Raw genomic sequence first — 13,213 nt, 5'->3', positions numbered from 1 at the left:
GAATTAATCTATTAGATTATAATAGATTCTTAGTGTTTTTTTTATTATCTTATTGATAATTATGAATATTAATATTTCACTCGTCTTCCTATGCTTAAGGAATACGCTTGCTGAATTTGATTTTAGAAAAGCGCTATTGTCTAATTACAAGACCGAAGGGTACATAAACGTCCTTTCCATTAATTCGAAATTGTGCAAATAATTTAACGAAGCCTGCTTTTTGAGGTTCTATATGGAACATTAATTGTGAACCGCCGCGCTCTGTATCTTTGCTCGGCTCTTTCCCCATAGGGTGAATATGAAGAATGGAAGAATAATCTGCATTAAACCCCATAAGATGAGCAAATGCTCCCATAACCGGTTCCAGCTGCCGGAAAGGTTGTCCATCTTTTGTAACAGTAATCGTTGCCATCACCGCTTTACCGACCTGAGGCTGGCCATCGAGTTTCAAGTGAAACTGATAAGGATTTACGTTGGAATTTAATTTAATCTCCTTATTAATTAACGATTTTTGTGAAAAAGAACCAATATCGGTATTTAGAAACACTTGTTTGTCTGTGGCAACTGGGGTGATATCAACCCATATTCGATAAGAACCATTTTTCTTTGGGGTAAATTTGAAAACAAAGTCCTTGTTCTTATTATCCATCACCGGATGAATATGATGATAATCAGTCAATGTAGGGTCGATAACCATCAAATGAACCTTTTCTGTATGTACTGTTTTAAGGTCGTTTAAGGTAAGAGGCTTATTATCTTTAAGAAGCTGAAAGCGAAGTGTATTTGTCGTATTACGAATAACTCTACCTGGCGCGCGCTCCATCACTACTTGGAGAGTATTTTGGCTCGGTAGCTCATGCTTCGTAGTATGCTCATGGGTATTCGTGTCAGAAAAAGCATTATTCAGAACGAAACCTAACAAAAGAGTAAATAAAAACCTCATATATGCTCCGATGATGAATAGTCACTAAATAGAAATATAGAGTACGGACTATAGTACGGAGTCAAGCAATTCATAATAAATAATTAGTGAATTACTAAATTATGCAAGATTGAGATTAAAACCATTCCCTGATGATTTGTCTTATCGACCAAAAAATAGAGTAAATTTAAATCATATTAAGCTTATTATGATCTACAAATACATTTAAGTTTATCTATTTTCACTTTGCTTATTATTTTTCCATTTCAAATACTGCATAATAATATTCACGCAATATCAGTTTTATTAATATCAAATTTTAATAAAACGAATAAAGATTCAAGCAAGCATTCAAAAAAGGAATTGATTTATGAATGAGCAGGCCATAAAAAACCTAATAACCTCTAATGACAATGAAAAAAACATCGCAAAAACCTTGATTAAATGGTTTAACCAAGACTCTTCATTATTAGATATTACTTACTTATTAGACCAAAATGTATTTCATTTTTTAATGAGAAAAAGTAAATTTTACGTCATTGAAAAACTACTAGAAAATGAGACTTGGCGATCCAAGGCGAGTCATTGTGATCGTAGTGGTCATACCGTCTTACACTATGCCGCAAAATGCGATGCTTCATGTATACGCATCTTGGCGTTATTGATGGGATATTTTCCCGAGCTATTAAATAAAGCAGATAATTCAGGAAATACACCGATACATACCGCAGTTTTACACAATCAATCATGGGCTGTACAAATGTTGGTAAAAAGTCCTCTGGTTAACCGCTCATTGCCAAACCTGAAAGGCGAATCCCCTATGAGGCTTGCAGTAGATAATAAAGAACTAAATCAAGCTTTATTTTGCATCGAGTTAGCCTCACTCGAGCAGTTGGATTTGCGTTATCGTAGCCCCAATTCAAGCACAAAAGAAATGTTATGGAAGGAGTTCCCATTATTATCTTCCAGAAGTCATATAGATAATGCCTCATCCTCCTCAAGTAATTCGAAACCATGCCCCTCTACCCCAAGAGCAGTCATTGCTGATACCATCGAAGAGAATTCAGGCAAAAACTCTCACGATAATCAGATTGTTACTACAGATCAATTGATTTACTTGGTACAAGATTTGATTATCGCCTATAAAATAGATAGCCATACTTCCAGAGCCATTAAATTACAGGAACAGTTTAATCAATTCTGTCTTCATCATTCCGTAGAAAATATTATTGATTTTGATAAAGCTGATTTAGATGCTCAACAAGTAAGATTGATCCTTTCCAAAGCGATAAATTTTTTATATCCCATAGCCCATAAGCGCTACTCACTTATTCAACATGAGTTTAATAGCCTACTTAAATTATTTGCTTACTCCCTTGTCAATAATCAGCTATTGGTGGAAACCCCTCCTCTGGGAGAGCTGAATATCAGTACTGAAAAACACCAAAATATAATACTACTACAAAAACTATGGTTATTAACGGCTGGGCAGGAAATGCCAAATTCAACCCGAGAATTCGACTTTGGCATTTTATCGCGTCGTATTTTAGGCCTTCTCAACTCCTATTCACTGATGGAGATACTTATTGGCTTAAGAATTATATACTCTGATTGTGACTTAGCTCAAAAATCAATCGCCAACTTTTTAATAATACAATTATTGTTTTACCATGTTATTGAGCACATTGCTCTTCCTCCTCTATTAGGCATGCATTTGCGTTTTCTGAGTTCTCGTAATATGAATCCAACATCAAATTTAGGAGAAATGGGGAAACAATTTAATGAATACCTGGAAAAAGCATTTCAGCTAAGCTCAATGATATCCAGTCAACCTGTACTTCATAATTTTTATATCATCAGACAGCAACTTAGTTATCAGAAACTGGTTGCAACCAATAATTCATTTGATGATTTGATAAATCAAGCATTAGCACTTCCTCCCAAAAAGCGCATAGAGCACGTTAAACTAATTGCACATGAGTTAAGGAGCTTAACAATGGCATTTTACCAGCGTGTATCAGTTGTTGAATTTAGGGATGAAGGCTGGCTTAAAGAGAAACGTCAGCAAAGTGCGCCCCACATTACGGAGCTTACTAAACAGTTTAATAAGCTAAGTGCTTATTTTAGTGAAAAAGTTCTCACTCAATCAGCTGAGAATATTCAAAATGCTTTGCAATTTCTCATTGAATTAGCTCAACACCTGTGCCCATTAGATTCTGAGCACTATCTTGACTTAAACCATTTAATGATGCTGTCTAGTGTATTTAATAGTATCGGAATCTCAAGATTAACAAATGTATTTAACACCATGTCATCAACCGAACAAAGTATTATTGATGAAGTGAACCACGCTGTTTCGAACAAAAAAAACTTTAAATTTATGCGTGATATTTATAATGCTTACCGCACAACCTTGCCCTTTTTAGGTTATATCCTTACCGAAACCACTTTTGCTAATAGTGGCAATGACAATGAGTTGGTTCGTGCTGAAATGGTAGGAGTTGTTCTGAAAAAGCTCATGGAAATTAAAGTACAAGTTAATTTTGAGCAAGCAACTCACAGCACCACTTTACCCTTATTTTTAGAAAACTACACAGCCCCAAATGAAGAGTTTTTATATCAAAATTCACTTAAAATCCAACCCCAAAAAGAAGAGAAATCACCAAGAAAAAGCCTGAGTATGCATCTAGGACGAACTACATTATTTCATCATTTAAGAAAAGCTGGTGATGGAAATAAAACTACTGATGTCATAGAGATTAGTGATAGTCCCAGGCAAAATAATGGATAGCAAGTAAGACCGATAATGAGCGCACCAATCCCTTTCATGCTTAAGTTTTCTGAGCTTTTTTCTTAAGACGATTTTTTTGGTGCCGCTCATGCAACATAAAATACAAGCCCGGTAATACCAACAAAGTCAAAAAAGTAGATGAGATAATACCGCCAATTACTACCGTAGCAAGAGGTCTTTGCACTTCGGAGCCAGTACCTGTAGCTAATGCCATAGGTACAAATCCTAATGATGCAACAAGAGCTGTCATTAATACGGGGCGAAGACGGGCTAGCGAGCCTTGTAACACAGCATCTTTTAAATATAATTTTTTTTGTTCTCTTAGTTTATTGATGAACGTAATCATTACCAAGCCATTTAAAACAGCGATCCCTGATAAAGCGATAAAACCAACACCTGCTGAAATCGATAAGGGAAGGCCTCGCAGCCAAAGGGCAAAAACGCCTCCAGTTAAGGCCAAAGGAATGCCAGAAAATACTAAAAAGGCATTACTTATATTTCCAAAGCTCATAAATAAAAGTAAGAAAATTCCCAATAACGTTATAGGCACGACAATTTGTAGACGCTTTGAAGCGGATTGCAGTTGTTCAAATTGACCGCCCCATCGTGTCCAATAACCACTAGGTATTTTGACCGTTTGTTCAATACGTTCTTTCGCTTCGCTAACAAAAGAGCGTAAATCCCGATTTCTCACATTCGCGGTCACCACGACACGTCGTTTGCCACTTTCACGGCTGATTTGGTTAGGGCTTTCACTGCGTACCATTTTGGCCACTTCACTCAATGGAATAAAATGGCGATGCCCATCTTTTCCAAGAGGTAAGGGAATAAACACTTGTCTTAATACGCTAGGACTTGAACGTAATGCCTCAGGTAAACGTACGATCAAATCGAATCGTTTATCTCCCTCAAACAATTCCCCACCCTTTTTGCCACCTAAAGCGATTAACAAGGCATCTTGAATACTACCTACTTGCAACCCGTAGCGCGCTAGAGCATTACGATCGATGTCTATCGTTAAAAGCGGCAATCCACTAACCTGTTCTACTTTCACATCCGAAGCACCAGGTATTTTTTTAAGTTCCGTACTTATTGCATCAGCCGTTTTGAGTAAGACACTCATATCATCCCCAAATACCTTTACCGCCACATCACTACGTACCCCTGAAATCAATTCATTAAAACGCATTTGAATAGGTTGGGTAAACTCATAGTTATTTCCGGGGATTTCTTGCACCGCTTGCTCAATTTCCTCAACTAATTCCTGTTTCGTTTTCTTAGGATTAGGCCATTCTTCGCGTGGTTTAAGTATGATAAAGGTATCCGCCACATTAGGTGGCATAGGATCGGTCGCAACTTCTGCTGTCCCAAGTTTGGCAAACACACTCTGTACCTCAGGGAATTGTCTTACACGCTTCTCGACTAAATCTTGCATGGAAATAGCCTGCGTCAAACTAGTACCTGGAATACGCATGGCATGCATAGCAATGTCTCCCTCATCCAGACTCGGAATAAACTCCCCTCCTAAATAAAAAGCCAGAATAAGACTAATAAAAATCAAAGCGAGCGCGGCTCCAAGCACAGTTTTCCGAGCATGAAAGCATTGCCTTAATACCTTCGCATAACCCAGAGAAAGAAAATAAACCAGCCGATTTTCTTTTTCTTGTACCCGCCCTCGCAAAAAAATAGCGACGGCAGCCGGTACAAACGTTAAGGCGAAGAGCATCGATGCCAAGAGCGCAATGATGACTGTTTCTGCCATCGGCAAAAACATTTTTCCTTCAACACCGGTTAACGTTAAAATAGGCAAATAAACAACAGTTATAATTGATACCCCAAAAATACTGGGACGAATTACTTCAGTGGTCGCCTGAGATATTATCTTTAAGCGCTCCTCAAGATTTAAGATTCGTCCTAAAGTATGCTGCTGCTCCCCTAAATGCTTGATGCAATTTTCAACAATGATAACTGCACCATCAACAATTAAACCAAAATCCAGCGCTCCTAAACTCATTAAATTTGCGCTAATCTTGTTAGTCACCATGCCCGTAATAGTCAGGAGCATGGATAAAGGAATCACCATCGCCGTAATAAGCGCTGCACGAATATTACCTAAAAATAGGAATAAAATAATGCAGACTAGCAGTGCCCCTTCGAGTAAATTATTCTTTACCGTATTAATCGTGGCGTTAACGAGCGTTGTTCGGTTGTATACTGTAACTGCTTCGACTCCTGCGGGCAGTGACTTATTAATTTCTTTCATTTTGGCAGCTACGCGTTGTGACACAGTGCGACTGTTTTCACCCATCAACATAAACACTGTTCCTAAAACCACTTCTTCGCCATTCTCTGTTGCAGCCCCAGTACGCAATTCCTTTCCAAGCACCACCTCAGCCACCTCACGGATACGCACAGGGGTTCCATTAAAGTTTGCTACCACAATATTTTCTATATCGGGGATATTCTGCACTTGACCTGGAACGCGAATAAGATTTTGCTCGCCATTACGTTCGATATAACCTGCCCCAATGTTCGCATTATTACGTTGCAAAGCCTCAACCAGATTATTTAAACTCAAGCCATAACGCACCAATTTAGCCGGATCTGGAGTAATATGAAATTGCTTCTCATACCCACCCACCGTATTCACTTCAGCTACTCCTTCTACGTTGCGTAATTGCGGTTTAATGATCCAATCTTGAATCGTACGCAGCTCCGTAGGGTTATGACGTTTATCTTTAGGAACATTCGCTTTATTAGTCACCGTATACATAAAAATCTCACCTAACCCTGTTGAGATAGGGCCTAGTGTGGTTTCTGCTTCTGGTGGTAATTTATCTTTCACTGCTTGTAAACGTTCATTAATCAGTTGTCGGGCAAAATAAATATTCGTTCCATCCTTAAAAGCAACAGTCACTTGAGATAAGCCATAACGAGATAAAGAGCGTGTGTAATCAAGATTAGGCAATCCGCTCATGGCCAATTCAACAGGAAAGGTAATGCGTTGCTCCACCTCAAAAGGCGAATAGCCTGATGCCTCAGTATTAATTTGTACTTGGACATTAGTAATGTCGGGTACTGCATCAATTGGAAGACGCTGAAAATTATAAACACCCAACGCAGCTATAATGAGCGTAAACAAAAGAACAAACCAACGATTCCGTAAAGAAAATTGAATAATTTTTTCAAGCATCATGATTTTCTAGTCCTCATGGCTTGCCCCTTCCTTACCTATTTCTGCCTTAATGTAAAAACTGTTTTTACTTACATAATGCTGGCCTGCATCTAATCCTGAAATAACTTCAGCCCATTCATTGTCTTTTTCACCGAGAAGCACTGGAGTTGCTTCAAAATAATCGCCTTGCTGCACATAAACCACATCCTGTTTGCCCATTTGCTGAAGAGCGGATACCGGCACTGCAACGGGGACTGTTTTTTCCCTAATGACAATCGCGCCATTGACATACATACCAGGAAGCCATAAGCGATTTTCATTATTAAGAACAGTACGTGCCAGTGTGGTTTGACTGTCCTCAATACCTAATGGAGAGATGTAGGAAATAACGCTTATCGATTTAGGTTTTCCTTCATCACCGGTTACAATCACCGCCATACCTGGCTTCACTAAGGAAGCTTCCTTACGATATAAGGTAAAGTCAGCCCAAACATTGCCAAGATTCGCTATTTGATAAATAGGTTTCGTATTTTGTGCAAACTCTCCATTCGTTGCATGTTTTTGCACAATCGTTCCCGTTATCGGTGCTTTTATTTCATAGCTTTGTAAACTCTCATTACTTTCAACTATTGCTAATAAATCACCTTTAGTAACCTCATCCCCAAGATTTTTAGTCATTGATTTAATTATCCCTGAGTAACGAGCATAAATTGGGGCGGTGGTGTCACGATTGGTGGCAATTTTACCTACTACATTTAATTGAGTTCTTATCACTTGCTGTTGGGCAACCGCGGTTTGTATTCCTGCAGCCTTAAGCATGGACGGAACAATTTTTACTCGTCCTTCATAAGTCGCATAGTGCCAATTTAACTGTTTTCCAGAATAATTGAATCGAATGGTTACCTCAAAAGAATGCGGCTCTTCAATGACTTGCTTACTTTGTAAAAAATCGCCTATTGAAATAAAATTAATTTGCTCTTTTTTCCCACTAAATCGAGTAAGTTGGATGCTTAAATCCGACTCAGGGGGCAAAATCGTTTCGCCATTTTTGTAAAAGTACGCTCTAAAATGAGGTGGCATTCCCCGCTCAAAAATTAAAAGCTCCAAAGCCAAATCACCCTCTTTAAACAACCTCCCTCCCAGGGGACCTCTTTCTATGGCTTCTTCATGATGACCATCTTCCAGGCCATGAGTGGTTTCTGCACAGACACCTAAAGAGCTCATTCCTAATAAGAATATGGCGATTTGCAGAAAGGAAATTAGTGACACGAACCAATTCATTTACTCTCCTTAGTAGGATGAAGACCTAAAAGCCCTGTCAATTGAATTAATGTTTTATGATTATCAGCATGGGCTTGTTGATAATGTCGTTCTTCTTCATACAACGTATTCAACGCAAGCGATAATTCAATGTAAGTATATCGTCCCATTTGATAGCCATCTTGCGCCAATTTTATTGATTTTCGCGCAAGTGGTAATAAAGAACTGGTTACTAAACCAGCTTCATAACGGCTTTGCTGAGCTTGCAAAAATACATTATATACCGTTTGCCGAACATCAAGCCTTACTCCCTGATATTGATGCATCGTTTGCGTCAATTGTGCCTCTGCGGTCATGATTTTTCCCTGGTTGCGATCAAAAACAGGGACCTGGGCATAAGCCGACATCACTGCCGCATTACTGCCATCATCCGAAAAATGGCGCCCACCGACCTGAATGTTTAAATCAGGCCAGACCGATTTTTTGACCGCGGTAATAGTCGCTCGTTTCGCTTTTAATTGTTGTTGCATTTGTATCAGTTGAGGGCTTTGCGGCAATTTTTTTAAAAGCTCGGCCCAATTTAAGGTAACATCCGGCAATCCTTTATCGACTAAGGGCAAATCAACTCTTAAGCCCTTACCTAATAAACGAGCTAGTTTAGCCCGTTGGGATAAAGCATCCCGCGCTGCTTTTTTTTCTTGAATCCGCGCCTCGCCTAATCGCCCTTGGGCCAATCTTAAATCCAACTCAGACCCTGCGCCCGCTTTCACGCGTCGTTCAATCGAGCGGACAATATTTTTATTCAGTGAAATAAGTTTTTTGGTAACCAGATGCCATTGTCCTGCATATAAAGCATCGACATACGCGACGCCAACTGCCATATAAATTGTTGCTTTTTGTACATTAATTTGACCTAATGCAGCTAAATAATCAGCATAACTTGCTTTTTTCAAATAGGAGAGACGCTTGCCTAAAGGAATAGGCTGAGTTACAGAGGCAGTCGTTTCTGCCGCTTCATAACTAGAATAGCTACCTGAGCCACCAAAGTTTTCTGCTGTTAAAGTCAGTTGCGGATTGGGGTAAAGGCCGCTTTGAATAAAATATCCGCGCATGGCTTGAGCTTTATCTAGTTCCGCTTGCAATTCGGGATTATTCCGGTACGCCATTGCTAAGGCTTCTTTAAATGTAAAAACCTTGGCAGCCAAAGCTATGGGGCTCATGGAACTGATTAGTAAACAAATAGCTAAATTGAGATACCTCATATCCTATCTTAACCTATCCCTCATACTTAAGATTAACGCGTGATATCCCATTTAACTATATTATTAAATTAAAATATATTAATTAATTTAAAGACTTATTTTTGCAAGGGTGTTCTAACGCCACCTTTGCTCAAGCAAATCGAAAAAAGTAAAAAACAGAGCGCTGCGTTTAGCCAAGTCCTTAAGCTTTTGTTAACAAAACATGACTATAATGTGCTCATAATGATAGAAAATAAGAGCCTCAATGATCACGATTAATCCAGCAAATATCCATCCAGATTACTCAAAAAAACTCGCCACATTTTTTAATTCACAAGCAAAAAATATTAATGTGTGGAATGCAGGACAACATTACACATTCGAAGATGGTACTCAATTTCAATTTACTTCTGATGTGGTAAAACGCCAACGTAAAGAGGGAAAAGGCGGATATCGGTATGAGTTTATTAGCGATCGCCTTCTTGGAACAGGTAAATTTGGTGAGGTTTATGAAATAGAAGGCACTTTAGCTGTTAGCTCTGATGAAGTTCAGTTTAAACCTCTGGGTCTAAATAACAAAACGCGTGCCGTGAAAATTCAACGACACTATGCTCAAAACCCTATTGATGTCGTCTTCCAAGAATATAGTTTGTCTCTAGAGGCAAGCCATTTAGGGATAAAACACCCTACAATCGAGGGATCAACTAGCTATACAGTAATGAAAAAGCTCAAAGGCCAAGAATTATTTACCATTATCGTTGAAGATCTTGATGGTATCCATTTCTTAACTTTAAAACAAAGGGCTGAACTGACTCGAGCATTGTTAAATGCATTAAAAGAACAAGTAACAGACAAGGGAATTATTCATCGCGATGTAAAAAACGAGAATATTTTAGTAGATTTAGACTCTGGGCTCGTGAGCTTTTTTGATTTTGGCTTAAGTGTAAAGGTTGATGCACTTGATGGAAAAAGCTGTGGGACAGCAGCTTATGCTCCTCCAGAAATATTTTTTAAGGGCAAACAAACCGTTAAAATTGATGTTTTTTCTTTAGGCAGAGTTTTAGCTCTTATCTGGCGTGTTGACACAGCGAGCTATACTGAAGATGTGAGACGTTGCAGCCAAAATTCTCTGCATGTAAATTTAAACTCATTATTTTCCGGGTTAGGGAATATCGATGCTGATAACAAAGAAATCATTCGCTCAATGCTAAAAGGAATGCTACAGGCTGATGTAGATGCACGATTTACAATTGAACAGGCTATTGCTTTATTTAGTCAAGTAACCCTTGCACCAATCACTCCTGAACTAAATTTTCAGTCCACTCGCCCCACAGAACTATTAGATAAAAACACCGTATTTATTCAAAATGATTTGGTTAAAATCAAAATACAAGCGATGCAACTCTCTTTGCCTCAAAACCAGGTTGGTTTAAATTCTGAGCTAAAACTAAAAATAGATGCTCTAGCCCGGGATTTACATAGTAAAATTGATAAATTATCTGAAATAGCCTCTCAAAAGAGGAACCAGGATTTATCCACACAAATTAGAGAGGCTCAGCAACTGATTAGAGAACACAAAAGCACGTTTGAGCACTACAATGTGGGTTCTATTCTGACTAATATTGGGTTGGATTTTATGACGATAACTTTAGCCAATTTAGACTTAAACATGGAGCCTCTTCCTGCCAGCAGTGAAAATCAATTTGTTTTTTTTAAAGGAACAAAAACAACCCCCACCAATGTCTTACCTGAAGAAACTGATAAGGCTATTGAAAAACCAACAAATAAGACGCAATAAAATGCGATCGCCGTGGCCCCAGCTAACCACGACATAATGCCCAGCGTCTCTGTATATAGATTTTGAGGCGCGCGGCCTTTTGAGAGTTAATTCCAAACGGGATACACTCTGAGCAGAAAAGATTAATCCCTTGATCTTTATTTACAATCGACCTCTCCTGTAGATAAAAAAGAAAATTGGCTGTTTATACCCAATAAAAAATTTACAGTCGTAGGTAGCTATTATTGGAAAAACAATGCAGAACTAATTAGCAATTGGGATGGGGTAATCTTAAAAAAGATGATAGCGAGTATATCTTTTAAGTATTTACAAGAAATTACTGTAATTTTCTGTTATCTCTTTATATTCAGGCTAGTATTACACTATTCATTTGAAATGCTAAATTTCAATAACTCGTTAACAAGGAGATTGGCAATGACGCACCATAAGCCTCAGCGTGCTAAGCGCATGCCTGTGTTATTTATTGGTCATGGCTCTCCGATGAATGCCATTGAAATAAATGAATTTACCGAATGCCTACACGCATTAGGGAAAAAAATCCCAACACCAAAAGCGATTCTTTGTATTTCAGCCCATTGGTTAACTGAGGGCACTTGGGTAACTCATATGCCCCAGCCAAAAACAATTCATGATTTTTATGGATTTCCAAAAGCACTTTTCGATGTTGAATATCCAGCACCAGGCTCTCCTGAAATTGCTGATTTAGTGAAATCCACAATAAAAACACCTACTGTGCACCCAGATAATGAAACATGGGGATTAGATCATGGAACATGGTCCGTGTTGCGTCATTTATATCCCAAAGCAAATATTCCTGTCGTGCAATTGAGTATCTACTTGGAGCAGTCTGGGGAGTATCATTATCGCATTGGTCAGCAATTACAATCGCTTCGTGACCAAGGAATACTTATTGTAGGTAGCGGTAATGTCGTACATAACTTACCGCTAATCGCGTGGGGGAAGGCTCCAAAACCCTATCCATGGGCAATTCAATTTGATGCCTGGATAAAAGAAATGCTCATTGCCCGAAACATTCACGCCTTAACAACACAATATGCCAATACCGAAGCTGGGAAATTAAGTGTGCCGACCCCAGATCATTATTATCCTTTGCTTTATACACTAGGGGCGGCCGATGATGAGGATGAGATTTCATTTATATATGAAGGAATACAAAACAGCTCCATTTCAATGCGCACGTTGAGTTTTGGATTGAAATAGACATAAAAACTCACTTTCCTGAGAATTCGCGGCGCTCATGACCTCCTGGATTACTCTTCTCTGCATCCAGGCTACATTTAGATAAGGTCATGAAGACTGCTAGTTTCCTAAGTAACCAGGCTACTACTAAGGATCACCAAGAAGATAAAGTTCATAAAGAAAAATCTTTTCTTAGTAAAACATTCTCACACTTATTTTTATCTCATAAAACAACGAAAGCAACTTCTAGCCAGGAGAAAACATATCCCCCGACCCCAAAGCAATAAACTCATTCTACTCAAAAATGAAAACCTTGGTACGTCTACGGCGACATCAGACCTATATTTACTTAGAGCAATATCAAGCCATTCCACTTGCAGTTAGGCTGAAGCTACGCTCATTGTTGACGTTTGGCATTTTGGAATTTAATTCACTTATATATTGCTCACAAAATGCAGCGTACTCAGGAAATATCTTTTGATAAAACGATAAATCTTCCACGCCCTGACTTAGAGTATTTTTCAGATAATCCTGTATATACTCTTTGTCTTCAAATGCATCCATCCGACGCTCCAAATTGGAAAACACATTCAGAATGCGGTGACGATATTCGCTAATTAGTTCACCCACATTCTTAGTACCATTCAAAAAGTTAAATCCTAAAGAAACAGAACGAATAATCCCATCTAAATTCACCACATTATCGTCCCAATATTTATTATAACGGCTTTCAAGTTCTGAAGATTGGAATTTCATTTGGCACCCACCCTATTTGACTAGATGGGGTATTATATATACAGAGTGTTAAGGAAATATTAAATTTTGA

Annotated in this window: 8 protein-coding genes; 3 read left to right on the top strand and 5 right to left on the bottom strand. The window is 38.5% G+C overall.

All coding sequences use genetic code 11. The features are described from left to right. Positions 1–133: 133 nt before the first annotated feature. Positions 134–943: a hypothetical protein gene (locus tag J2N86_RS14370; protein ID WP_252582674.1), complete on the bottom strand. Its 810-nt coding sequence runs from the start codon at positions 941–943 to the stop codon at positions 134–136. A gap of 349 nt (positions 944–1,292) precedes the next feature. On the opposite strand from J2N86_RS14370, the gene J2N86_RS14365 reads away from it, so the two are divergent. Further along, on the top strand, positions 1,293–3,713 hold the full coding sequence (locus J2N86_RS14365; RefSeq protein WP_252582672.1) for a RasGEF domain-containing protein: 2,421 nt from the start codon (positions 1,293–1,295) through the stop codon (positions 3,711–3,713). Positions 3,714–3,753: 40 nt separating this feature from the next. Here the strand turns inward: J2N86_RS14365 and J2N86_RS14360 are convergent, their stop codons facing one another. Genes J2N86_RS14360 through J2N86_RS14350 form a run of 3 tightly spaced genes read right to left on the bottom strand, consistent with a single transcriptional unit; the run spans position 3,754 to position 9,410 of the window. Beyond that, the gene (locus J2N86_RS14360; protein ID WP_252582745.1) at positions 3,754–6,906 is read right to left on the bottom strand and encodes a CusA/CzcA family heavy metal efflux RND transporter; all 3,153 of its coding nucleotides are present in this window, start codon (positions 6,904–6,906) and stop codon (positions 3,754–3,756) included. A 9-nt stretch (positions 6,907–6,915) separates the two neighbouring features. Beyond that, complete coding sequence (locus J2N86_RS14355; protein ID WP_252582670.1) at positions 6,916–8,169, bottom strand: efflux RND transporter periplasmic adaptor subunit; 1,254 nt, start codon at positions 8,167–8,169, stop codon at positions 6,916–6,918. Then, positions 8,166–9,410, bottom strand: a complete 1,245-nt coding sequence (locus J2N86_RS14350; protein WP_252582669.1) for a TolC family protein — start codon at positions 9,408–9,410, stop codon at positions 8,166–8,168. Before J2N86_RS14350 ends, J2N86_RS14355 begins: the two co-directional genes overlap by 4 nt. A gap of 244 nt (positions 9,411–9,654) precedes the next feature. Here J2N86_RS14350 and J2N86_RS14345 point away from each other — a divergent pair, with 244 nt between their 5' ends. Together J2N86_RS14345 and ygiD are read left to right on the top strand one after the other, a co-directional pair. Further along, on the top strand, positions 9,655–11,187 hold the full coding sequence (locus J2N86_RS14345) for a protein kinase domain-containing protein (RefSeq protein ID WP_252582668.1): 1,533 nt from the start codon (positions 9,655–9,657) through the stop codon (positions 11,185–11,187). Positions 11,188–11,601: 414 nt separating this feature from the next. Continuing rightward, on the top strand, positions 11,602–12,408 hold the full coding sequence (gene ygiD, locus J2N86_RS14340) for a 4,5-DOPA-extradiol-dioxygenase (RefSeq protein WP_252582667.1): 807 nt from the start codon (positions 11,602–11,604) through the stop codon (positions 12,406–12,408). A 339-nt stretch (positions 12,409–12,747) separates the two neighbouring features. Here ygiD and J2N86_RS14335 read toward each other — a convergent pair whose 3' ends face one another. Continuing rightward, positions 12,748–13,143 carry a hypothetical protein gene (locus tag J2N86_RS14335; protein ID WP_252582665.1) on the bottom strand — a complete coding sequence of 132 codons (396 nt, stop codon included), beginning with the start codon at positions 13,141–13,143 and terminating at the stop codon, positions 12,748–12,750. Positions 13,144–13,213: the final 70 nt, after the last annotated feature.

The organism is Legionella lytica, from assembly GCF_023921225.1.
Classification (GTDB): Bacteria; Pseudomonadota; Gammaproteobacteria; order Legionellales; family Legionellaceae; genus Legionella; species Legionella lytica.
Note: the sequence above shows the minus strand (reverse complement) of the source record. Positions and strands in the feature narration are given on the sequence as shown.